The following is a 23,054-nucleotide window of genomic DNA, read 5'->3' on the forward strand; positions in this document are numbered from 1 at the left end:
ACCAGTTCCAAAGCGGCTATTGCCAGAACACTCGCTCGGCATCTGTGTTCAGTTCGTCGATCGCCGCGATCAGCCGGTTGTGGATGCTGTGAAACTCCCAGAGCCCCAGCGCGTGATCTTTATGAAACAGCCTCCATGTCGCGCTCACCGCGTCATGATGGATCAGCGCGACATCAATCAAGCCGCCGTCTTTGTCGATATTGCCCGAGCAGCAGGGACTCTCGATTAGGTAACCATTCCTTACCGGCCTCACATTCGGCGAGACATAGCGATAGCGTTTGCGCGAGCTCAAGGCACGCTCGATCCGCTTGCGATCGAGCTCGTTCGGGTGGGCGATCAAGCTGATTGCTACCTTTCTCATCACCGCGGCATTCATCGCGAAAGCCCCTCAAAACAGTGTGATCTCTTCTTCAAGACAACCGACGACCAGCCGCTCACCAAACTCTACAACATAGATCGGCAAGTTCGCTTCGGTATGCATGCCGACTTTCACGATCTCGCCGATGGCGCCGGCGCCGACCAAGAGCCCGTCAGCCGGCGCATCGGGAAAGGAGCCGTCGTTAACGAGGTCGACCGCGGCTCTGACTCGCTGTCCCCATTTGATATTTCGGAAGGCGCGGCTCGATCATGACGCGATCTCTTCCGGCAACGGCAGGTCGTCGGGTTCCTCGCGCGCGTCCGCCAGATCGAGCTCCTTGCGCTTCATGCCGACGCGGTTTCCGCTTTCAAGATACTCGACGCCATAGATGTAGAATTGCTGCAGGAACGTCCCGATGGAGACGACGTACCCAACCTCGCCTTTCTTGGCCAGGATGTCACCGATCTCCTTGCCGGCATAGGTGCCGTCGTTGCGAATGGTGCGCTTGGCCTGTACCTTTTCGCCAAGGTTGAAGAACGGTGGCCCACTTAGCTCGACTACGTCACTGTCGCGGACGACGTTGCTCATGAATCACTTCCGCGCGGACTTGCAGGCCAGACGGCCGCGCGCGACCTTCCGCACCATACCATTTTCATCTTCGATGAGACCTGCCAACTCGACAGCCGCAATGCGCCTCGCCACACGTCCAGAAGGACCCTGGCACCGATCTTGTCGGTCGGGTCGAGTTCGAGCAGCTTTTTCGTGGCCACGCGCCCCTCGTCCAAATTGCCGAGCCGCCTCTGCAGGTAGGCAAAGCCCTTCAGCGAAAACAGAAAGAAGCGCGGCAGGATGCTTCCGTGGCTGCCGAAGGCGGCATCGGCCGCTTTGACCTGCCGCCAATCGTCCGCGAGTCCGTTTTCACGCGCGGCCTTGGTGATGCAGCGCCGCGCAATCTCCCGCGACTCCGACAATCGGCCCTTGTAGAGATAGAAACGGTAAAGGCCAATCAGGATGGCGGCGTGGCCCGGCGCCAGCGCATGCGCTTGGTGCAGGTGTTTTTCTGCGATCTCGTCCAGATGATAGGAGAGCCCGGCCTGCCACAGATGACGCTCGGCTTCGCGCAGCAGGCCTTCGCCGAGCGGCGTGTGTGCGATCAGTTCCCTCGCGCTCCCGGACAGCGGCTTGCCTGCTATATCCAGGTCCATTGGCAGCTCTCTCCTTGGAATAGGCGGCCTTTGTGGCGCGCAGCACACCTGCTTCGGGGAAGATCAGGCGGGTCTGCGCAGCGGTATCGGTTGAGACTCGTCACCCCGACGACCTGCCGACTGTCCCCGGCGTTGTGAAGCACGTTTTAGGTCATTGCGCTCGACGACTTGCTGACCGGGCTTCGGTGCCGGCGCAACACCGATATCGGTGGACAATCCTGAGCAACCGCCGGCCCGGCCAGCCGGCGGGCTGAATCAGCGGCGCTATTGGCGCGCACCTCAAAATTCATGAATTTTTCCCGGGTCCTTGCCTGTGGAATTCACAACGCTTACACTCTTATGCCCGCGCCTGATAGCGCGGCAATGAAGCGTCGAGCACACAGGTATTCTCGACCGGACAAACCGCCGCACATTGCGGTCCGTCGAAATAGCCGATGCATTCGGTGCATTTTTTAGGATCAATCACGAACGTCCCGCCCTTCTCCGAGATCGCGACATTCGGGCATTCGAGCTCGCAAGCCGAGCAGCTCGTGCATTGCGAGGCAATAATCTTGAATGGCATCTATATCTCCCTTACGCAGCCGAAATCAGCGCGCTCTTCCGGAATGCCAAAGCGCCGCGTTCGACATGCTGGATCTCACCGCTTTGCACCTTGTCAAGATAAGACTTGAACCAGGCGATCGCTGATTTCTCGATGAACTCGTGCGCGTACTGATCAAGCGGCTCGATGCCTGCCTTGATCAGCTCGCTCTTCGGGCACCCGCCGATCTTGGCCACTAATACCGCATGGCAGTCATTGATCGCGCGGATGATGTTCGCAAGGCTGCCCTCCTCGCCATAACCGCCCTGGCAATAAGGATCGGCGCGACGATGGCCGACGAATTTAGCGCCCGATGTTGAGAGTTCGTACACTTGGAATTCCTTGGCATGCCCAAAATGCTCGTTAATCAGGCCCGAGCCCTTGGTTGCAACCGCGACCAGAAGACGGATATCGCTCTTCTCGCCCGCTAGGTCGGCCAGTTTCTCCTGATTGGCCGCGACCTTGGCCACGCGCTCCTCCTCGAGCTTGGACTGATAGGCTTTGCGCGTCTTGAGATCGTAACTGACATCCATGGCCATGATCTTCTCCGTGGTGAACTCCGCGCCGCGATCCTCGCCAAGCAGGCCGACAGCATCGGCGCGACACTGGCGGCAATGCCGCATCATGTTCATCTCCCCTTCACAAGCGTCCTGCAGCGCCTTCAGTTCCTGCGCCGTCGGGCCGCGCTGGGCGTTGAGACCGAATACCGTCCCGTGCTCGGGCGCGGAGATCAGCGGCATGATGTTGTGCAGAAATGCACCCCGCGATTTCACGGCCTTGTTAACGTCGATCAGGTGCTTGTCGTTGATGCCCGGGATCATGACCGAATTGATCTTGCACAGGATGCCCCGCTCCGTGAGCATCTCGAGGCCTTGCAGCTGTCGATCGGTCAGTATCTTTGCGGCTTCGACGCCCGTGTAGCGCTTGTGGCTGTAGAAAATCCAAGGGTAGATCTTGGCGCCTATTTCGGGATCAATCATGTTGATGGTGATGGTCACGTGGTCAATGTTCAAATGGGCGATAGTATCGACGTGATCGGGCAAGGCCAGCCCGTTGGTCGACAGGCATGGCTTGATGTCCGGCGCGGCTTTGGCCACCAGCTCGAACGTCCTGAATGTTTTTTCCGGATTGGCCAGGGGATCGCCGGGGCCGGCGATGCCAAGGACGGTCATCTGCGGAATGGTGGAAGCAACGGCGAGCACTTTTTTTGCCGCCTGCTCAGGGGTGAGCTTCTCGCTCACCACGCCAGGGCGCGATTCATTGGCGCAGTCATACTTACGATTGCAATAATTGCATTGGATATTGCAGGCTGGTGCGACTGCGACATGCATGCGGGCGTAATGGTGGTGCGCCTCTTCGCTGTAGCAGGGATGGTTCTTCACCTTTTCCCATATCGCGGTCGGCAGGTCGCCTTGGCGGGCCTGAGACCCGCAGCTCGCCTTGCTCCTGCCGCCCGAGGTGCAGCAGCCCTTTTGCTCGGAGTGGGGCTGCATGATCTCGGCCATATCAGCGCCGCCTCCCAAGGAGCTTGCTTCATTACATTCCGGCACGTCCATTTGCCATTCTCTCTGCAGGCGGAAACTTCAAGCGAGAACTAGCAACTCGCGTGCCATTAACAGCGTCTTTGCAATTTCTGCGCGGTGTCAGTATGTTAGAGATAGCGTCCCGCACGCGATCTTTCTAAGTTGTTGGAAAGGTGACAGAAGGCGGTACCGACATGGAATACGATCGGGCGCACATCAACGCTCAAACGACACTGGCGTCTTACAGTACGCAAGCTCTGCTGAAAGCTCGAAGGCAACTCCCGTCAGGCAGAGATCAAGATCTCGACCGCGCGCGGAAGCGCAATCGCGAGCGGCATGAGGCGTTGCTCGGCCAGGAAGCGCAGCTCGTTGCGCGAGAGCGCGTCCGGCTCCACGATTGCGTAATGGCCATTGGCTGAGCGCTTGCTGATCTGCCGCGCATAAATGCGTAACAGCTGGTCGTTGAACTGACAGCCGATGAAAAGGAAGCTCCGCCCGGTCCGTCGCTCCTTGACAATTTCAGGAATCGGCGTCTGAATATCGATCTCGGTCAGCACCTCGACATAATCTGCATCGGAGACCAAGAAGTTCTCTGCGGGCAGCGCCCCGCCATGCGGTTTGTAGAGGACTGTCGTCCAACTGCCAGCCGCAGCGCGATCGACCTCTTTGCCTTCTGCATCATAGAACCGATACCAGTGATCTTCGCCCAAGCCTGCGCGGGTGACGCCCTGCACCTCGCCCCAACCCTCGTGCTTTTGAAGGGCCGCACGCATCGCGCCGTCATACCAAGCGTCGACGACGACAGGCAGGGACAGTAAGGCGAGATGATAGTGCAGCGGCGTCGGCTCGACTGGTGCCGCAAAGGCCTGCGCCATCAATGCCGTCACTGTGGACCGATGCTTATTGCTCTCGATGTACTGTGCTGATGCCCAGAGATTGCCCTTTGCCCGGCGCGGCAGCGCGACCTTACTGGCGAAAAAGGCAGCCAGGGCTTCGGGCGTCATCGGCACAGAGGGCTTGGACAACTCGGCGACGCCAGGACCGAGATAGGGAACGATGCTGCCGGCACGCAGCCTGGCTGCCACGTCAGCGAGAATCGCCTCAGCATCCGCCGCATTTACAAAATCGATTTTCCGGATCGCCTTCATCGCTCGTCTGCGTTCTCGCCACGCTTCCTGGCATTGATGGTGATCGGCAACGGCGTGTCGCTCGGCATGTTGGGCAGATCGAGGACCCAACCATTAGCTATTCTGATCCAACCGCCCCACAGCGTCTCATGCTCGGATTCCACGATCGGCTCTTCAAGGTCTTTTTTCGGCACGTAAATCGACAGGCCAGCCTCCGCAGAGCGGCGGATCATGACTTTCATCAATCAACTCCGTGAATCGGACGGATCGCTGGCGGGATTGGCGTGCTCCCGAGACATGGAGCGCAGGTGAGCTACGATGTCGGACAGAGTGCGGACGACCCGATCTACCTCTTCGACAGTGGTTTCATGCGACAGCGAAAAGCGCACGGCGCCGCGTAGGCTGTTAGCCGGCACATTCATGGCGCGCAGCACGTGAGATGGCTCTATTGAGCCGGAGCTGCACGCTGATCCGAGCGAAACGGCAATCCCGGCCTTATTGAGATGATGGGCGATAGCTTCGCCTTCGAGATGCTCGAAGGCGATATTGGCCGTGTTCGGCAGCCGGCTGCTGACATCGCCGAGGACCATGCAGTGGCCGTTCTGCAACGTCGCTTGTTCCAGCCGATCGCGCAACGCACCAACGCGAACGCGCTCCCACTCAAGGCGCTCTGAAGCAAGCTTTGCAGCTTTACTAAGACCGACGATGCCGGGAACGTTCTCGGTTCCGCCGCGGCGCTGTCGTTCCTGTCCTCCGCCCCAGATCAACGGCCTGAATTTTGTGCCTTTGCGCAAATAAAGCGCGCCAACTCCCTTGGGGCCGTGCAGCTTGTGCGCGGACATCGACAGCATGTCGATATCACTGAGCTTCAAGTCGATCGGCACCCTGCCTACGGCCTGCACCGCATCGGTATGAAATAGCGCGCCGGACGCGTGCGCCATCTTGGCCAGAGCTTCCACCGGAAAAATGGTTCCGGTCTCGTTGTTGGCCCACATGACCGACGCTATCGCTGTGCGTGGTCCGAGCGCCCAGCGAAAAGCCTCAACATCAAGCCGGCCGCACGAATCCACCGGGATCAGATGGGTCTTGACACCCCTGGTCGCCAACTGTTTGACCAGCGTCAGGATCGCCTGGTGCTCGACGGAGGTGGTGACGATCTCGTCCCGCCCCTGCTGGGTCACAAGCGCAGAGAGAATGGCGGCGTTGTTAGATTCGGTACCGCCGGAGGTGAAGACGATCTCATGATCGTAGGCAACCCCTAACAATGCCTTCAGGCTGCGGCGCGCCTTCATCACAGCGTCCGCGACCTTGTTCCCGAAGGCATGAGTGGAGGAGGCATTGCCGAACTGCTCGGTGAAGAACGGCAACATGGCTTCGACAACGCATGGATCTGTCCGAGTTGTCGCATTGTTGTCTAGATAAACCGACACAAGCGCCTCGTTCAATGCCGCGCTTTGGCGGCGTCGGCGACCGGGATCAGGCGAACGAATTCGCCGAGCCTTTCGACCAGCCGCGCCTGAATACCTTCCAGCGTAAAGCTTGAAAGCTTGCAGAACACGCAGGCACCGGTCAGATTGACCATGATCTTGTTGCCGTCGATCTTGACCAGCTGACAGTCGCCGCCGTCGCGCTGCAGATTGGGACGAATCTCCTCGATCACAGCTTGAATGATTTGCTCCCGATCGGTCTCAGTCTCGGGGCGTTGCTTCCGTTGTTTGGGCTCGACCAGCATGCTTCGCGTTCTCTTGTCATCAGCCGAAGGATTTGCCGCAGGAGCAGCTCGATTTTGCGTTCGGATTGTCGAAGGTGAAGCCCGAGCCCTCCAGCGCCACCACAAAATCGATGGTCGTGCCGGCAAGATGCGCATAGCTTTTGTTGTCGACGAACAGCTTGACCCCATCGCGCTCGATCACGGTGTCGTCGAGCTTCGGCTCGTCGACCAAGCCCATCATGTATTTGAATCCGGCGCAGCCGCCGGCCTCGATCATGATGCGCAGGCCGCTCGCCGGCTGTGCCGATGTTGAAATCGCGCCCTTGACCGCATTCACTGCGCTCTTCGTCAGATTGATCATGGCTCACCCTGATTTGCCTCGCTCGGTTGCTCGCGAATTGGCAAGTCGCATGCCAGCGCGCACGCGGTTGAAAATGCTAACATTTTCGAACCACGCCTGTTGGTCTTGCGACGCGTGTCGGATTGTTGACAAGTATTCGAGAGATCGCGGCGCGCTTTTCGTGTTTCGCTCATGGATTCCGCCAATAAGCGTGGCGCACGCGGCGGCAAACAACTTGCATTGCGTTCGCGCCGGCAGAGCTGTCCGGCGATTGCCTTAGATCGAGGGACGATTCATGACTGCAATTGAGAACACCGCGCTCGGCCGGCTGGAGAAGGAGGGGCGCCTGCTCAACGCCGTATTCAAGGGCGCGACCACCAAGCCGGGCCGGTTCGGCTTTCGCGGCGATATCGCACTGAAATTCCAAGCCCAGGTCGCGGACGAGAAACGGCCTCCCGACTATTCGATCGAGCAGGTACTGACGGTCGCCCAGAAAGGCGAAAACACCATCCCGGTGCTGGCCGGCTACCTTCACTCCTTCGCCTATCTAACTGATTTCGCTGAGGTTCTTGACGCTGCGCTAAGCCCTCATGGTAGCTATTTCATTTTCTGCAACAACATAGACCTGTTGGCGAAATACCGAACCAAGCTCGGCGATATCACCTTCCACGTGCTGCCGTGCGATGAATCCACCGTCTGGAAGGAGATGATGTACCTGGCCGGCGTCGATAAGAACGATCTCAAGAGGCTTGATGCGGGTGGCAGGCTCGATTGCCTGCTCGAAGCAGCCCAGGCTGTCGGCGCATCGTTTGACGAGATCTCTTACGAAGACGGTTTGAAGAGGATGCAGCCCGTGAAAAACCGCAACGAGAACCGGCCGGTCTGAGCGCCGGCTTCAGGTTTCGCCTGAGCGATCGTCCTCGTCCTCGAGAAGCCGAACGCCGATGACGCAGATATCGCCGTCCAACACCGTCAACGCGATCGGAGTGAGCCCGCTACCCTTGCATGGGCCATCAACGCAGCGGCCGGTGCTGAGCTCGAAGGCCGAGCCGTGCTTGCCGCACATCAGTCGGATGCTGCTAGGATCGAGGAACTGGTTGCGTTCCCAGTCCAGATTGATGCCTTTGTGCGGGCATCTATTGATATAGCCAAACACCTGCTTACCCCAGCGCACGACGACAATGGGCCACGGCCTGTGGCTGCCGTCTTCGTCGAGGATCATGAGCTTGAAGCCGATGGCGCGCCTACTTGGAATGTCGTTGAAGCCGCAGATCGCATAGGCGATTTTCGACTGCATCCGTTGCTCGTTCATGACATGATCCCTGTCATTGATCACCGTGCGATCAGCCCTGCAAAAATCGCGCAAGTGCGGATCTCCTCAGCTTTTCGGGAATTCTACGCGCGATCTCGACCTCATGTCGACGCAGCGAGAGATTTGACTGACCTGAGTCCGTGGACCGCAGCTCCTTCATGCTGCCGTCTCCAGGACGGACTATTTTGTCTCATCTTGCAGGTGACGGACGCCGCTTCGATGCCTACTACACCGCCTTGCGCTGGCAGCTTCGGTGGTTATCTGCTAACCGGGCACTGTTGCGGTCCGCGTGGGCGGCTAAAGCTAGTATGCGCCCCCATTTGGACTAGTGATGGCGACGCTGGTGAACAAATGTCCGAGGTTATTGGGCTTGCCATCTGTCTAGACCGAGAGCTCGAAGCGATTGAACTGGTCGAGGTGCTAGCGCATCCGAGTCGGCGTGCCATCCTGACCGCTGTCCCGCAGGCCGGCCGCGTGCCGCTGACGCGAGAGGAAGCGGACCTCGCGTTCGCGTCTTCCAAGCAAGCCGAGGCCTCGACGCTGGCGAGTCCCGGCGTCATCACCGAACGTTTCCGCATCGCCGCGATGACGAAGGCGCACGGGGGATTGAGTGGTCCTCTCTCACCGTGGCGGACGGTCGAGCGAGGCGGCTCATCCGCGAGCGCAGCACATGGAGATTCCCCTCGCCCGAAGCTTGGTGTCGAACTCGCTCTGCTCCATGGGAGAAGTAGACAGAGGCGTTGCTAAGCCGCTTCCGCGGAAGCGGGCGCGTGAGTTTGGCAGTCGGTCGGACAAACCCGAGCGCAGGCACTGCAGCCGATGCAGGCGCCCGGGTCATTCAAAACCATAATCTTCTTCTCGATCTCATCGTCGTCATCATCGAAATCGACAACCTCGCCCCCCTCGGTGATCCCCTTCAACGTCATGACGTTCCGACCGCAGACCTTGAAGCAGCGGCCACAGCCGATGCAGTGGTTGGCATCGATCGAGATCAGGTAATCCGGCGTCCAGTTGCGACCATCGCGCGTTGCAAATGACATGCTTGGCCCCTTACGCCTTTTCCAACGCCTTCAGATCTTCGTGCTTCCGCTCAAGTTCCGCAAAGGCATCGTGCGCCTTCTGCGCCACCGCCATGATCGAAGTCCAGTTGACGGGCAATTCCTCGGAAAGGTCGTGCAGATCCATCTTGGCCTGCGTGGCTTTGCTCGACAGTTTTCTTATTTCTGCTTTCAGCATCTCAAGGTTGCTCATGAGCTGCCCCTCAATAGTTCGCCACGTCGGGAAATTTCCGGATCATCTTGATGCCCGTTCTGACATATTTGCCACCCTCGGCAGCCAGCTTTGAGAGATCGTCGAAGCCGAAGCGATGCACATCGCGCAACTGCTTGTTTGTTACGATCAGCCGACCGCCGATCAGTACTATGCGGCCAAAGCCTTCATGGTGCATCTTCAGCATCGGCTGGATCATCACACCTGTCGCCTTCTCGATCGAGAGCGCGACCGCATTGAAGAACAGTTCCAACCGCCAAATCGTATCCGGATCGGGATCGCCGACGATCGGCAACTCCCTCCGCTTCTCCCTGTCGAGTATGTAGGGCTCGAGCAGATCGAAATCGCTCTTTTCTTCCCATAAGCCATGCATGTCCTGAGCGCGCCAGATCTTGACCAGCTCCTTGACGAAGGGCGCATCGAGAGCGAGGCTCTTGGTCTGCAGTATTTCTACTGTCTCAGTCATATCGTCCTCATTTTTCGAAATCGAACGTCCGCTCCTGGTCCTTTGCTAGCGCTTTGCGCAACCAGGGAGGCGGCGTACCCTTCAGCACGCGCTGGAGCTTTTCGAGCAGCTCCAGGATGTTCTCGGGCTTGTTCACCTTGATGGGATGTATTTTGTTCGCCACCACCCGCGCGGCGCCGGATCCACCGATCGCAACGACATAGAGGATGGCGCAATCCTTGATCGCCTCGAGCTTGGGCGCGAGCTTGTCCTCGTTGCCGTCTTCCTTGAGGTCGCCGTCGAACTGAAACGCTTTCAGAAACACGTGCCCGTCCGGAAAAACATCATAGATGGCAATGTTCTTAGCCCAACCAAAATGCGCATCGACGCGCCTCAAATCCTGTGTAGCGAATGCGACTTTCATGCAATCGATCTCTCTGTCGCGTCAATAAAGCTGCGGCGGCCAGACCTGCAGGCTAGCGCGGTGATCGCCAGGTATCGGGCGTCGGCTGCTGATTTTCCTCGCGGTCGGCGATCACGAGATTGGCGATATCGAAGATCAGATCGCGCGTGCCGCGATAGCCGACGGATAGCTGGTGTCCCGCGCCGATCCGATCGAACATCGGAAATCCCGCGCGATAGAACGGAACGTTTAGCCGCGCAGCGGCCTGGCGGCCATGCGAATGGGTGATCAAAAGATCGCATGCGTGCGCGTTCGCGAGTTCCTCTAGATCTTCGAGATCGCCGATCAGCACCTCCTTCGCCTTAACGCGCTCCAGCACCGGCGATTGCGTCGTGGTCACGGCCGCGGTGACCTGCCCGCCCATCTCGTGCAGCATGCTGGAGACATCGAACAACAGGTCGGGCTCCGCACCGATCGCGAGCCTCCGGCCGGCGATGTGGAAATGAGCATCCAGCATGGCATCGGCCAGCTGGCCTCGCTGCCGCCGGTATTTCAATGGTATCGGGCGTCCGCTGATGTCGCTCAGGAATGCCATGAATTGATCGTTGGGGACGAGTCCGCATAGGCGCTCGAACAGGCGGAACGGCACCCCGGCCTGGGCGTGCATGGTTTCCGCTGCCCGCCGCATCTGCGCACCGATGGCAATAGTCCAGCCGGCTCTGCCCATGCTCGCGACTTCGTCGACCCCGATGCCGCCGATGGTCGTTGGTGTGAACTCCTCGGGGATATGCCCGTCCAGCGATCCCGCCAGATCAGGCAGGATGGATGGCTTCAGGCCGAAATCCTCCAGAATGGTCCTGAGTTCGTCTAGATCACCCGGTGTCAGGTGACATCCGGGTAGGACATTCACCCGCGCGGGATCGCGCTCAGCCTGGACTGCCGGCGCCTCCACCAGCACCTCGACCATGCGCGCCACCGTCTTTTCCCAACCGTCCTGGAATGCGTCCTTGAAATCCGGCGTAGAGACATAGACCAGAGGAAACTTGGCGAGCTGGGGATGTCTCTCGCGGATTAGCTTGATGTAGGCGTCAACGTCATCGCCATTGGTTTCGGTCACCCCGGTCGAGCAGATCCCGATCACCTCCGGCTTGGTCCGATTATAGATGTTGAGTATGGATTGCTCGACATTTTCATAGCCGCCGAGCACGATCGCCACCTCGCTCATCGCAGTGGTCTGCAGCGGCACGGCCTCTTTGAAATGCCGCACGAACAGCGTCAGCCCGAAGGATGTGCAGCCTTGCGAGCCGTGCAGAAGCGGTATCGCCCCACGCAGCCCTAAGAAGGCGAATGCGCCGCCGATCGGCTGGCTCATCTTCAGCGGATTGACCGCACAGGCCTTCTTCGGCGTGGTGACAATGGCCATGACGCTGTCCTATTCCGCGGCTTGCAGAATGGCAGGGGGCAAGGAGACCGGCATGGACGCCAGAATGTCTTCGATCCGCCTCTTGCAGCAGCCACCGACTGCCTCGGTGTGCTGTCTGACTGCCTCGACGGTGCTCAGGCCATGCGAACGGATCGCATCCTCGATCGTGCCGAGATCGACTGCCTTACATAAGCAGATCTTCTTCGCGCGGCGGGTCGTCTCGGCAAGCAAGTGATCGGCAGTGATTTCCGCAATGTGCGCGTCCTTCTGCGCAATGGCCTTGAACTGCCGGTTATTGGCTGTATCGTCCCACGGCGCCGGGCGGCGCAGCTGCTCCCATATCGGGTTGAACAGCGCCTTGTCGATCTGCTCGACCAGTTTCACCATCCCGATGTAGCCCATGTAGGCGTGATATCGCTCCTGGTTAATGTCGAGCCAGGGCATCGCCGCCTTGAGCGCGACGAATTGCGACTTCCCGCCCGAGAGCATGATATCCGCTTTCGCGTCCTTGAGTATCTTGTACATTTCCCGCGGCGTCATGTCCTCGATCATGTGGGCGTCCTGGCCCATCAGCTCCTTGATCCGTTCCTTGTCTTCCTTGGTGGATTTCTTGACGCTGGTACCGACCAGTTCGAGCCCTGCCTCCTGCAGCGCCGCCACAACGGACCAGGATTTGACACCGCCGGTGATCAGCAGCGCCCTCTTGCCCGCAAAGCGAGGCTTATAGGGTTCGATCGCGGCCCAGGCCCGCGCCTCCTCGCGCGCGATCACCGTCTCGGTGCGGTCGATAATATCTTTCGGCGCGCCACGTTCGAGCAAAAGTCGCGCAATCTCGCGCAGTGAATTGCTGGAGTCCTGAATGCCGTAGAACGAGCCCTCGAAGAACGGGATGCCGTAACGCTCCTCCATCTTGCGCGCGACATTGATCATCGACTTCGAACATACCATCATGGCAGCGCGCGCCCGGTGGGATGAGGCGACTTCACGATATTTGCCATCCCCCGAAATGCAGGAGAGGATGCGGATACCGAGTTCGTCGAACAGCGGCTTGACCTGCCAAAGCTCGCCCGACAGATTGTATTCACCGATCAGGTTGATGTCGTAGGGCGTGGTGTAGTCCGGCTCTTCGGTGCCAATGACGTGCTCAAGCAAGGATTCGCCGGCAAGCTTGCAGCCCAGGTTTTTTGGACCCACGAAGCCGGGCGAATTGACCGGAATCACCGGCTTTCCGAATTTCTGAGAAGCTGCCTTGCAGACCGCGTTGATATCGTCGCCGATCATGGCGGGAATACAGGTCTGATAGACGAAGATCGCCGGCGGATTGTACTTCGCTATGATCTCCCTGATTGCCCTGTACAATCGCTTTTCGCCGCCAAACACGATGTCGGTTTCGTTCATGTCAGTGGTAAAGCCCGTGCGCCAGATGCTTGCACCAGATGAAGCTGCACCGCGGTTGTCCCAAGAATTACCCTCACAGGCGATCGGGCCGTGCACCAGATGGGCAACATCAGTAAAAGGCTGCAGCGCGATCTTGGCGCCGTCGAAGGCGCAGCCGCCCGCGGCGCTGCCCGGCTGCAGCTGCTTGGTGCAGCCCTTCTTGCGCTCGGCATCCGGCTTGCTGGCGTTCTTGGCGCAGCCCGGCTCGTTAAAGACATCCTGAATGGTGGCCGAAAGCGAACTCATCTTTCTTTCCGTAACGGAGGGTTTCGTCGCAGCTAAAGCCTTCATTCGCCAGGCCCATCGCCGGGCGAGGCCTTCGTTCGCCGGCGATGGGGCATGTCGTCGTCATCAACGAATGATGTCGAAGCTGTAGTCGGTCTTGCCGGCAATGTTGGTCTTCTTGTCCATATCATCGAAGATTTTATCGAGAATCTTCACCAGCACGTTCATGCCGCCCTGATAGCCCCACACCGGATAGCGGTGATGGTGATGCCGATCAAAAATTGGGAATCCGATTCGGATCAGCGGCGTACCGGTATCGCGCTCTAGATACTTGCCATAGGTGTTGCCGATCAGGAAATCGACCGGCTCCGTGAACAGCAACGAGCGCATGTGCCAGAGATCTCGGCCCGGATAGGCGTGGCAGTTCTGCCCAAACGACGAGTCTGCAAACAGCCCCCGGATTTTCTCCTCCCACGCCTTGTTGCCGTTGGTGGAGAGCACATGGGTCGGTTCGGCTCCAAGTTCAAGCAGGAAGGCAGCTAACCCATAGCAGAGATCTGGATCGCCATAGATCGCGAATTTCTTGCCATGGATATGCGCGTTCGAGTCAGCCATCGCGTCGACCAGGCGGCCCCGCTCTCGTGCCAGTTGCTCCGGGATATCCTTGCCGCTGATGCGCGACAACGCCATCAGGAACTCATCTGTTGCGGACACGCCGACCGGATAGTTGAAAGCCAAGACCTCGTGGCCGTGATCGGAAATGAACGGTAGCGACTTTTCCGTGCACCACTGCTGCATCGAGATTGTCGCCTTGGCGTGAACCGCGTTCGCGGCGTCTTCCAGCGTAGTGCCGCCGTCGTACATCCGGAACTCGCCGTCGGTCGGCGTATCGAAGACATCGGAATTGTCGGCGAGGATGGTGTACTGGATGCCCATCAGTTCGAAGATGCGTTTGATCTCGCGGAGATTGCCGACGGTGTAGCCGTCAAAGCCGCCGATGAAGTTGATCTTATCGTTGGCCGCCCGCTCAAGTTTGGGCATTGTTCCGGCCTTGCCGTCCCAGAAATGCTCTAGGATGCCCTTGAGTGCATTGTCATAACCCGTGACGTGGCTGCCCACAAAGGCCGGCGTGTGCGCGAACGGCACATCGAACTCCGCTGGAACCGAGCCTTTTTCCTTGGACGTTTTGATGAAGGCGTTGAGGTCGTCACCGATCACCTCTGCCATGCAGGTGGTGGAGACGGCGATCATCCTGGGCTTGTATATGTTGTAGCTGTTGGCGAGCCCGTCGATCATGTTGTTCAGGCCGCCGAACACCGCAGCATCTTCCGTCATCGACGAGGAGACGCAGGAGCTCGGCTCCTTGAAGTGCCGCGACAGATGGCTACGGTAATAGGCGACGCAGCCCTGCGAGCCGTGCACGAAGGGCAGCGTTCCCTCGAAGCCAACGGAGGCGAACACCGCGCCGAGCGGTTGGCAGGCCTTGGCCGGGTTCACCATCAGCGCTTCCCGCGCAAAGTTCTTTTCACGATATTCGGGCGTCTTCGCCCATTCGCGGATGCGTTCGACCTCCTCGGGATCGCGGGGGTTTTCGAACATCTTTTTCTTGTTGGCCAGCATTTGCTGGTATTCCGGACCGCGGAAAAGCTCGAAGTGATCGAGCACGTGTTCTGCATTTTGCGCCATGGTGTTCCTTTCGAAAAATCGTAATCGATGTCGGCGCCGGCTATGAGGCGGAGAGCCGGACAGGCAGGTTATTCCGCAGCCAGAAGCTTCGGCTTGGCGACGTCCTTCCAGGGCGCTTTGGTCTTCTTCCAGATCGGCGAGTTAATGGCCATGTCCATGTCGCGCGCGAAAATCGCAAACCCGTCATAGCCGTGATACGGACCCGAATAGTCCCACGAGTGCATCTGCCGGAACGGCACACCCATTTTCTGGAACACATATTTTTCCTTGATGCCGGAGCCGACCAGGTCCGGCTGCATCTTCTCGACGAAACGCTCGAACTCGTATCCGGTGACGTCGTCGTAGATTAGCGTGCCGTCTTTCACATAATGCTGGGCGGTGCGCTGATAGTCGTCATTGTGGCCGAACTCGTAACCGGTGCCCACGACCTCCATGCCAAGGTCCTCATAAGCGCCGATCACATGACGCGGACGAAGACCACCGACGAAAAGCATCACGGTCTTGCCTTCCAGGCGCGGGCGATATTTTGCGATCACCGCGTCCACCAGTGGCTGATATTTCGCAATCACCCGCTCGGCGCCCTCCTTGATTTTGTCATCGAAATAGCCGGCGATCTTGCGCAGCGACTCCACGATCTTCGAGGGCCCGAAGAAATTATATTCGCACCACGGAATGCCGTACTTCTCCTCCATGTGGCGCGAGATGTAGTTCATCGACCGGTAGCAGTGCAGCACATTGAGCTTCGCTTTCGGCGTTGCCTCGAGCTCGGCCAGCGAACCGTCGCCGGACCACTGCGCGATCACGCGTAGGCCCATTTCCTCAAGTAGGATCCGGGATGACCAGGCGTCACCGCCGATATTATAGTCGCCGATAATCGCGACGTCGTAGGGAGTCGCCTCAAACGTCGATTTGCCCTCGGGCGTGGCCTTGTCGAACACCCAGTCCCGCACAGCGTCGTTCGCGATGTGATGCCCGAGCGACTGCGACACACCACGAAAGCCTTCGCAACGGACTGGCACGATGGTCTTGCCGCCATATTCCTTCGACTTCAGCCTAGACACCGCCTCGATATCGTCGCCGATCAGACCGATCGGGCATTCCGACTGGATGGTGATGCCGTTGTTGAGCGGGAACAGCTCCTGGATCTCGTCGATGATCTTCGCAAGCTTCTTGTCGCCGCCGAACACGATATCCTTTTCCTGGAAATCGGAGGTGAACTGCAACGTCACGAAAGTATCAATGCCCGTCGTGCCGACGTAATAGTTGCGCCGCGAGCCCCACGAGTACTGGCCGCAGCCGACCGGACCATGGCTGATGTGGATCATGTCTTTGATCGGTCCCCAGACCACGCCCTTCGAGCCCGCATAAGCGCAGCCACGGATCGTCATCACGCCAGGGATGGATTTTAGGTTGGACTTGACGCCACAATCGGACCTGCCTTCCTCATGCACATTGAGGTGCTTGGCGCGCCTCTTCGCGGTCTTCTCGGGATAGACCTTCAGCACTTCCTCGATAAGTTTCTTATTGCGGGCCTTGACACTCTCCGTCCTGGCGAGACTCATGCTGATATCCTTCGAAGGTTTCCTGTTGTGATGAGGGCTCTAGGCCAAGGGTTTTGCAACGAGCGTGCCACCTGGCCTGAGCGCAAGAATCAGCACATTTGTAAGTAGATAGCGCTTGCGCGCGGCCAGATGGACCGTTGTCCCAAACCCGACATCTGAGATGTCTAAAGACTTTCTCGTTTGTTTTTGTTCAAAACAAAACAGCGGCGCGGTCCACATGTGGCTTTGCACGCGCCTTTTCCTACGCACTGCCGCGGAACAGTGCGGTACGCGACGGGTCTGCCCGAAGTAGCACTCGACCGGTCGACCAGTGCCAGGACTGCGTGAGCCGGGTCCGGCTCACCACCACAATTCGTGGCATGAAGGCGCGATTGGTGCTCACCTTTATCGGCGACGGCGATGCGCACATTGTGCGTACCCTCGTTGCCATCCTGATCAATTCGTTCTGTGAGGTGGTGGCAACGGAGACCGAATCGAACACGGCGGCGACGATGATCTTGCTGCTCTGATGGCTCTCCGCCGGCTCGTCCCCCTTTCAGTATCGCCCCCTCACCCAAGGGACTTTCTCGTATGTCGTGAGAACTTCCCGATCGATCTCATGGAGTCCGAAGATAGGGACCTCTTCGGCTTCCGCGCCGAGTACGAATAGAGGTCCTGTCAGCCGATCTCTGGTAGTTGACGCGGCTCGGGTCATGGCTAGCCTGCAAAGGCCTCCAGACAGCACTCGAGAATCCAGGAGGGCTCGTCCTTCTTTTGCCAGATGAAGCGGACGGTGTTTCCGATGGCCCCTTGACGGCTTGTCGGACTCGATAAGCGTCTCGAATCCATATCGATGTTCGTCGACGTAGATCGGACGAACGCTGGCCCACCGTCTCGCGTAAAGCCTGCGTTCAATCCTCCGCCCGAAGGAATACAGTCAGGATTTCCAATACGGCTACTGCGTGCCAGCTTTGCCACAGCCCCTCCACTTACTCTACCCGCCGCTCGGGGCCGGCCACTAGGCCAATCAGGCACCCGATCAGGAAGGCTGAAGTGTCAATCGTGGCACGAGCTCATCGGAATCCCCCTCTATGCCGGCACGCAGGTATCGGATATCGGACAGACGGCAGCGCATTGCGGCGTGTCGAAATGCTCATCACATTCGGTGCACTTCTTCGCATCGATCATGTACGTGTCGTTCTTGAGCGTGATTGCGGCATTGGGACATTCGAACTCACATGCGCCACAGACGGTGCACTGGGAGGCGATAATCTTGTAAGCCATCACTGCATTCCTTGTACAGGCGAACCGAACGGCTTCTTCCCTTTCAAGAGGCGTGCCAAGCCGCTGGATGCTGATCTATCTTGAAGATTTTCCGTTTCGCGGCGGCATGTCGCGACTTCGACAGTCAGCGTGCATCCGCCCTTCGGAAGAGCAGATCATGGGGAGCTTGAAGGAGCAGAGCTGGGCGTTGCGGTTGCCGATCGCTCCGGAAGCAACCGCGGCAGGGCGGCCATACTTAAGGCTAACTCTGGAGGATAGAGATCTAGGAGACGAAGCGCATGAAGGCGTTGTAGGACGAGCTTCCATGTGCGGGTTAGGCGTGAACGTGCCTCTATAGAAAAAAATTCGAATTTGATAGCGGACGCCGCTTTGACCGGTGGGTTCAGACGAGCACCACGCTCAGAGTACCATTCTGGGCACGTATCGCATAAAATCCGCAGCTAGCTCTACTCAGAGTGAGGCCATTATGCGAATTTTCACGATTTCCGCTGCCGTGCTGGCCGGATGCTTCCGTCTGTCTGGAGCATACGCTGAGCCACTTTTGGTCTCGCACTCCGATAAGAAGGCTTATCAGTCGGTGCAGGAGGCCATAGACGCATTACCGACGCAAGGCGGCGATATTCTGATCGCGCCGGGCACCTATCGCGAGAAGGTCAAAGTCATCAAACCTGGTGTTCATATTAGGGGCATGGGCAAGAAGCCGGCTGACACGATTGTTGTCTACGGCGACGGGGCGATCAATGTGGGTGGAACCTCTCATTCGGCGACGCTGGACGCATCAGGCGACGACTTCCGGCTCGACAATTTGACCGTTCAAAACGACTACTCCCAGCATCCGGAGAATTTGCCTTCGCAGGCGGTGGCGCTTTCCATCACTGGCGATAAGGACGTTATCACCCGCGTCCGACTGCTCGGGGCACAGGACACACTATTTGCAAATAAGGGGCCGAACGGCCGAATGTCGCGGCAATACTTCTCCGACTGCTACATCGAGGGACATGTCGATTTCATATTCGGCAACGCCAAGGCCTACTTCCAGCACTGTGAGTTACACGGCATCGCCAATCAGGCGGTTGTGTATACCGCACAGAGCAAAGGATCGCCCGACGAAGACAGTGCCTATGTATTCGATCATTGCACCCTCACCGCCGATCCCGCGCGGGACATTGCCCTTGGCCGGGCTTGGCGCCCTTACGCTACGGTAGTTTTCTTGTTCACGAAGATGAATGCGCCGGTTATCGCGGAAGGTTGGCGCGAATGGACTCCCGGCAAAACCGACACACTGAAGACGGCCTATTATGCGGAATACAAATCCACCGGCATCGGCGCCAATCCTAAAGTCCGAGAGCCCTACTCCCATCAGCTCACCAAGAGCGAAGCCACGCAATGGTCGCGCAAGGAGTTCTTCGCGAGTGATACGGATTGGCTGCCAAACCAATCATCCCGATAGGAAATCAGCGCAACTTTCTGGTTTTGCACCTCTCGGAGCCGCACTTTCTTGCACGCTGACGGGGACTCGCACTCGGCTGGATTTCCGGTGGGCGGCTCTTCCCCACACCCTCCCCAAGGGGCGCGCGTCAAGCAACGTCTGCATCGGCGTCTTGCCGTAGCACCAGCGGCCCTGATGTGGGCGCGTTTCATTATAGGCGGTGACCCATTCATCGAGATCACCCTACAGCGAGACGATGCTCGGATAGAGCATCTTGCGGAACGCGACGCGGTAGAACTCCTCGAGCACGGTGCGATGGAAGCGCTCGCAAATCCGGTTGGCCTGCGGGCTCTTGGTTTTCGTGCGGGTGTGATCGATGTCCTCGACGGCAAGGTACAGCTCGTACTCGTGATGCTCCGGGTTGCCGCAATACTCGGTGCCGCGGTCAGTCAGGATCTGGCTCAGCGGGATGCCATGCCTGTCGAAGAACGGCACGACGTGGTCGTTCAACAGCTCCGCCGTCGTGATCGGCGTTTTGCGGTCATACAGCTTGGCGAATGCCACCTTGCTGTAGGTGTCGATGAAGATCTGCTGATATATGCGCCCGACCCCCTTCATATTGCCGACATAGAAGGTGTCCTGGGCGCCTCAGTAGCCGGGGCACGCGCTCTCGAACTCGCCATTCGCCTCCTTCTCGGACCTGGCCTTTTCCAACGCGAGAGCTGCGCCTCGGTCAGTACCAGGCCGTCCTGGGCCATCTTGGCCTCCAGCGCCTTCAGCCGTTTCTTGACGTTGGCGAGGTCGTGACGCAGCCACACCGCCCGCGCGCCGAACGGTGAGATCGACAGGCCCCGGCTCCGGAGTTCATTGCTGACCCGCACCTGACCCCAGGCCGGCTGCTCGATCGCCAGCTCGACGACCGCCGGCTCGATCTCGGGCGCGACGCGGTTCTTCAGGATCGGCTTCTTGCGGCTGATCTCGATCAGCGCCAGCTCGCCACCTTTGTCGTACAGCTCCTTGAATCGGTAGAAGCTGTCGCGGCTATAGCCCATCATCCGGCGGCCTGGCTGATATTGCCGAGCTGCTTGGCCAGTTCCAGCATTCCGACCTTTGCGCGAATAACCTTCTGCTCTTGCGGCATGGTGGCGTCTCTCCTGTGCAAGACGCTGCGGGCTGCGCGGGAGCGCCCTTTCGGGGTGAGCGCTCCTGCTCGCCCGCAGCTCCAATCCCCGCCAGTTCAGCCATGCTGTAAGATTAAGTCGAACCTTCTACATGGAAGCAGTGTTAATGCGAGACGAAGCCAAGGCTTCAACGCGATCTGCGAATCGATCGACGGCCTCGCGAGCGGCCTCGTTTGAGGCTAGGAGGTTCCTGGCGAGTCCGCAACCGTGGCCGCTGCCAGTTTGCTAAAACTGCAGCATTATCAAACTTGGCGGAGAGAACGTAGCAAAGGGGACATAAATAATGCGGAATAAGCGCGATGCAATCTACCCTTCCATTCGGTGGATTTTCAGAGCCATCGACCCAGAACTGCTTGCCTTCACGAAATCCGTGTTTTCGCGATCTGCTGGTCAAACGCAGCAACAAGCTGATTCGCGCCTCAGCAAGAGCCTTTGTGTCACTACTTTCCTTTGAACGAACTCGCCCTTAAGAGAGCTTCTGAGGTGACATCGCATGCTCGATATCGGCGACGAAGGTCGGTTCAACACATGTGGCTCTCTGGCCCGCGGGAGTGATCTCCCAGGAAAAAGCGGACGGGATTTAAGCGGCTTTAGCTCCACCTCGATCGGAGCCATATATCCGGTGGCGGAATGGAGCACCTGATGCAGGATAGATGGGGTGACTGCGGTTGCTGCTCGAAGGGCTCAGCCTGGAAGGGAAGCCGGTGAGCCGGCGGCAGCAGGAGCGCGAATATGAAGCACTATGTTGGTCCGGATGTTTCCCTAAGGAGACGGCTATCTGTGTTGTAGACGAGAATGGCGTCGTCATTCGCGAAGGCAAAGCACTTTCTGAGCCGGAGGCTATTGTCGCCTGGCTCAACGAAAGCGGATTGCACATCACTAAGATCGGGATTGAGATTGGTGGTCTCGCTCGTTGGCTGTACAGCGAATTACGTGCTGCCGGTCTACACGCAGTCTGCATCGATCCCCGAAGGCTGCGTGGGGTGACCAAGACAATGCCCGTTAAGACCGATCGGAACGACGCTCGCGCCATTGCACAGGTAATGCGGGTTGGCTGGTACACCGTTGTTCATATCAAGGGTGATGTGAGCCAGGAGCTACGAATGCTCCTGAATAATCGCAAGACGCTTTTGATCAAGCAGATCGATATCGAGAACGAAATTCGGGGCGTCTTACGTATCTTCGGCTTAAAGCTGTCTGGCCGCATATCTCAAGCGACGTTTGAGCAGCAAACCAATGAACTCACTGATGGCCATCCACGGCTCGCGGTGATGCTACGTCCAATGCTTGTGGCTCGAGCCGCGCTGCGTGAACAGTACGGCGTCCTACACAAGATGGTACTTGAAATAGTGCGCCGCGAACCGACGTGTCAGCGTCTCATGACGATACCAGGCGTGGGTGCACTGACGGCAATCACTTTTCTAACAACCATTGATGACCCAGATCGCTTTCAACGTTCCCGCGACGTTGGCGCGCATCTCGCCCTCACGCCACGCAAATATGCATCTGGGGAAACCGATCGGAATGGTGCGATTTCGAGATGCGGAGATGTGATGCTCAGGACCACACTTTATCAGGCAGCGCTTGCACTTCTAACCCGTACCCAGCGTTGGTCTGCGTTGAAAGCCTGGGGTGTAAACGTGGCCAAGCGACGCGGTCTTCGCCGCGCAGTCGTAGCGGTCGCACGAAAATTAGCGATCGTGATGCATCGGATCTGGGCAGATGGAAGCGAGTTCCGATGGACCCGGGAGGAGGCGATCGCATGATCAATTAGCAATTCAGCGGATCCGCCGAAAAGGCGGAACGACGTCCTGCGAGGACGAGGTCGGGGTGACTGCGCTGCAACCTCTGTAGCCTGCAATACGCGCCTAATAGATAGCAGCTCCCGATCTTCGGACTACCATCCTGAGGCGGCTATGAACGTCGACCTCGTAGACAAGAGCGAGCCTCGCAGGCTGTCAGTAGGAAGCTGAAGGCTTGTGCCGGCAACCGCAATCAGACAAGAGGTTGCACGTGTTCGAGTTATTCAAATTGCCTACCCGACAAGACAAACTCAAGTCCATGCGAGAAATGGGCGCTTAAGACCGCGCCATCTTTTGCTGTGACAACGACGAGCGCACATTTCGCCGCTACATGAACGGCGAGCGCAACATCGAACCAAAGTTGGGAGCTCGTATAGACGACACCTACGCGTCAGTCTCTGACGAGCAGTTAGGACTTCCCCAGGTCAGATGGGGCGGCCTTTCGATGCACTCCTCGCTCGCATCCGTCTAATCATGGAGTTGCCTAGTCTGTCCGCGAGACGGCAGCCCACGATCGATTTGCTTGCCGATGACCTTATGCTGATGACGCTTCAACACCCATGCGCCGACGAATGCGATGATGCGGCTGGGCTAAGTGCGCGCGCCGGGCAAAACATTGCCAGCGGATTGCTGCTGTGCTGCTGGGCGCCGCACGCGGAAGGAGGGGCGCGAGAATGCGCCAAGGCTCGCGGTCTCACGGTTCGATGCGGCTATTCGATTCCTCGAACGCGAGATGGCTACTCGTGCCGGGTCCGGCAGCCACCGTGATCTCG

24 protein-coding genes and 3 pseudogenes are annotated in these 23,054 nt (G+C 58.5%); 4 read left to right on the plus strand and 23 right to left on the minus strand.

Annotated features, from left to right (window positions below; translation table 11 throughout):
- Positions 1–16 precede the first annotated feature (16 nt).
- The 11 genes and pseudogenes from RX331_RS26270 to RX331_RS26320 form a co-directional block, all read right to left on the minus strand.
- Positions 17–376, minus strand: a complete 360-nt coding sequence (locus RX331_RS26270) for a hypothetical protein (RefSeq protein ID WP_317252681.1) — start codon at positions 374–376, stop codon at positions 17–19.
- Between the two features lie 12 nt (positions 377–388).
- A pseudogene (locus RX331_RS26275) lies at positions 389–629 on the minus strand (nitrogen fixation protein NifZ).
- On the minus strand, positions 626–946 hold the full coding sequence (locus tag RX331_RS26280; protein ID WP_317252682.1) for a nitrogen fixation protein NifZ: 321 nt from the start codon (positions 944–946) through the stop codon (positions 626–628). Before RX331_RS26280 ends, RX331_RS26275 begins: the two are co-directional and overlap by 4 nt.
- On the minus strand, positions 943–1,563 hold the full coding sequence (locus RX331_RS26285; protein WP_317252683.1) for a hypothetical protein: 621 nt from the start codon (positions 1,561–1,563) through the stop codon (positions 943–945). Before RX331_RS26285 ends, RX331_RS26280 begins: the two co-directional genes overlap by 4 nt.
- A gap of 337 nt (positions 1,564–1,900) precedes the next feature.
- Positions 1,901–2,125, minus strand: coding sequence for a 4Fe-4S binding protein (locus tag RX331_RS26290; RefSeq protein ID WP_317252684.1), 225 nt, complete (start codon positions 2,123–2,125; stop codon positions 1,901–1,903).
- A gap of 11 nt (positions 2,126–2,136) precedes the next feature.
- The gene (gene nifB / locus RX331_RS26295; RefSeq protein WP_410708019.1) at positions 2,137–3,648 is read right to left on the minus strand and encodes a nitrogenase cofactor biosynthesis protein NifB; all 1,512 of its coding nucleotides are present in this window, start codon (positions 3,646–3,648) and stop codon (positions 2,137–2,139) included.
- Positions 3,649–3,950: 302 nt separating this feature from the next.
- The gene (locus RX331_RS26300; protein WP_317252686.1) at positions 3,951–4,814 is read right to left on the minus strand and encodes an SIR2 family protein; all 864 of its coding nucleotides are present in this window, start codon (positions 4,812–4,814) and stop codon (positions 3,951–3,953) included.
- A complete protein-coding gene (nifT, locus tag RX331_RS26305) occupies positions 4,811–5,035 on the minus strand; it encodes a putative nitrogen fixation protein NifT (RefSeq protein WP_317252687.1) in 225 nt (74 codons plus the stop codon). Before nifT ends, RX331_RS26300 begins: the two co-directional genes overlap by 4 nt.
- 3 nt (positions 5,036–5,038) lie before the next feature.
- On the minus strand, positions 5,039–6,238 hold the full coding sequence (nifS, locus tag RX331_RS26310; RefSeq protein WP_317258391.1) for a cysteine desulfurase NifS: 1,200 nt from the start codon (positions 6,236–6,238) through the stop codon (positions 5,039–5,041).
- Complete coding sequence (locus RX331_RS26315; RefSeq protein ID WP_317252688.1) at positions 6,235–6,525, minus strand: NifU family protein; 291 nt, start codon at positions 6,523–6,525, stop codon at positions 6,235–6,237. Before RX331_RS26315 ends, nifS begins: the two co-directional genes overlap by 4 nt.
- Positions 6,526–6,544: 19 nt before the next feature.
- Positions 6,545–6,865 (minus strand): iron-sulfur cluster assembly accessory protein, encoded by a 321-nt coding sequence (locus RX331_RS26320; protein WP_317252689.1) that lies wholly within the window; start codon positions 6,863–6,865, stop codon positions 6,545–6,547.
- A 274-nt stretch (positions 6,866–7,139) separates the two neighbouring features.
- Here RX331_RS26320 and RX331_RS26325 point away from each other — a divergent pair, with 274 nt between their 5' ends.
- Positions 7,140–7,730: a hypothetical protein gene (locus tag RX331_RS26325; RefSeq protein WP_317252690.1), complete on the plus strand. Its 591-nt coding sequence runs from the start codon at positions 7,140–7,142 to the stop codon at positions 7,728–7,730.
- 9 nt (positions 7,731–7,739) lie between these two features.
- Here the strand turns inward: RX331_RS26325 and RX331_RS26330 are convergent, their stop codons facing one another.
- From RX331_RS26330 to RX331_RS26375, 10 genes are all read right to left on the minus strand, one after another.
- Positions 7,740–8,141 carry a Rieske (2Fe-2S) protein gene (locus RX331_RS26330; protein WP_317258254.1) on the minus strand — a complete coding sequence of 134 codons (402 nt, stop codon included), beginning with the start codon at positions 8,139–8,141 and terminating at the stop codon, positions 7,740–7,742.
- Positions 8,142–8,899: 758 nt separating this feature from the next.
- Positions 8,900–9,196, minus strand: coding sequence for a ferredoxin III, nif-specific (gene fdxB / locus RX331_RS26335; protein ID WP_317252691.1), 297 nt, complete (start codon positions 9,194–9,196; stop codon positions 8,900–8,902).
- A gap of 10 nt (positions 9,197–9,206) precedes the next feature.
- A complete protein-coding gene (locus tag RX331_RS26340) occupies positions 9,207–9,407 on the minus strand; it encodes a CCE_0567 family metalloprotein (protein ID WP_317252692.1) in 201 nt (66 codons plus the stop codon).
- A 10-nt stretch (positions 9,408–9,417) separates the two neighbouring features.
- A complete protein-coding gene (locus tag RX331_RS26345) occupies positions 9,418–9,891 on the minus strand; it encodes a NifX-associated nitrogen fixation protein (protein WP_317252693.1) in 474 nt (157 codons plus the stop codon).
- Between the two features lie 7 nt (positions 9,892–9,898).
- Entirely contained in the window at positions 9,899–10,294 is a 396-nt protein-coding gene (gene nifX, locus RX331_RS26350; RefSeq protein WP_317252694.1) for a nitrogen fixation protein NifX, read from the minus strand.
- Between the two features lie 52 nt (positions 10,295–10,346).
- Positions 10,347–11,696: a nitrogenase iron-molybdenum cofactor biosynthesis protein NifN gene (gene nifN / locus RX331_RS26355; RefSeq protein ID WP_317252695.1), complete on the minus strand. Its 1,350-nt coding sequence runs from the start codon at positions 11,694–11,696 to the stop codon at positions 10,347–10,349.
- Between the two features lie 9 nt (positions 11,697–11,705).
- Positions 11,706–13,379 (minus strand): nitrogenase iron-molybdenum cofactor biosynthesis protein NifE, encoded by a 1,674-nt coding sequence (gene nifE / locus RX331_RS26360; protein ID WP_317252696.1) that lies wholly within the window; start codon positions 13,377–13,379, stop codon positions 11,706–11,708.
- A gap of 105 nt (positions 13,380–13,484) precedes the next feature.
- A complete protein-coding gene (gene nifK, locus RX331_RS26365; RefSeq protein WP_317252697.1) occupies positions 13,485–15,044 on the minus strand; it encodes a nitrogenase molybdenum-iron protein subunit beta in 1,560 nt (519 codons plus the stop codon).
- Positions 15,045–15,112: 68 nt separating this feature from the next.
- Entirely contained in the window at positions 15,113–16,606 is a 1,494-nt protein-coding gene (gene nifD / locus RX331_RS26370; RefSeq protein WP_317252698.1) for a nitrogenase molybdenum-iron protein alpha chain, read from the minus strand.
- Positions 16,607–16,645: 39 nt separating this feature from the next.
- Positions 16,646–16,837 (minus strand): hypothetical protein, encoded by a 192-nt coding sequence (locus RX331_RS26375; protein ID WP_317252699.1) that lies wholly within the window; start codon positions 16,835–16,837, stop codon positions 16,646–16,648.
- A gap of 128 nt (positions 16,838–16,965) precedes the next feature.
- On the opposite strand from RX331_RS26375, the gene RX331_RS26380 reads away from it, so the two are divergent.
- Positions 16,966–17,115: a hypothetical protein gene (locus tag RX331_RS26380; RefSeq protein ID WP_317252700.1), complete on the plus strand. Its 150-nt coding sequence runs from the start codon at positions 16,966–16,968 to the stop codon at positions 17,113–17,115.
- A gap of 559 nt (positions 17,116–17,674) precedes the next feature.
- Here RX331_RS26380 and RX331_RS26385 read toward each other — a convergent pair.
- Positions 17,675–17,869, minus strand: a complete 195-nt coding sequence (locus tag RX331_RS26385) for a 4Fe-4S dicluster domain-containing protein (RefSeq protein WP_317252701.1) — start codon at positions 17,867–17,869, stop codon at positions 17,675–17,677.
- A 466-nt stretch (positions 17,870–18,335) separates the two neighbouring features.
- Between RX331_RS26385 and RX331_RS26390 the strand changes: the two genes are divergently transcribed.
- Positions 18,336–19,319 carry a pectinesterase family protein gene (locus RX331_RS26390; RefSeq protein WP_317252702.1) on the plus strand — a complete coding sequence of 328 codons (984 nt, stop codon included), beginning with the start codon at positions 18,336–18,338 and terminating at the stop codon, positions 19,317–19,319.
- On the opposite strand, the pseudogene RX331_RS26395 reads toward RX331_RS26390, so the two are convergent.
- Positions 19,308–20,439, minus strand: a pseudogene (locus RX331_RS26395) (IS481 family transposase). The gene RX331_RS26390 and the pseudogene RX331_RS26395 overlap by 12 nt on opposite strands.
- 772 nt (positions 20,440–21,211) lie before the next feature.
- On the opposite strand from RX331_RS26395, the pseudogene RX331_RS26400 reads away from it, so the two are divergent.
- Positions 21,212–22,245, plus strand: a pseudogene (locus RX331_RS26400) (IS110 family transposase).
- The last annotated feature ends 809 nt before the right edge of the window (positions 22,246–23,054 follow it).

This window comes from Bradyrhizobium sp. BWA-3-5 (genome assembly GCF_032917985.1).
In the GTDB taxonomy this organism is placed as follows: domain Bacteria; phylum Pseudomonadota; class Alphaproteobacteria; order Rhizobiales; family Xanthobacteraceae; genus Bradyrhizobium.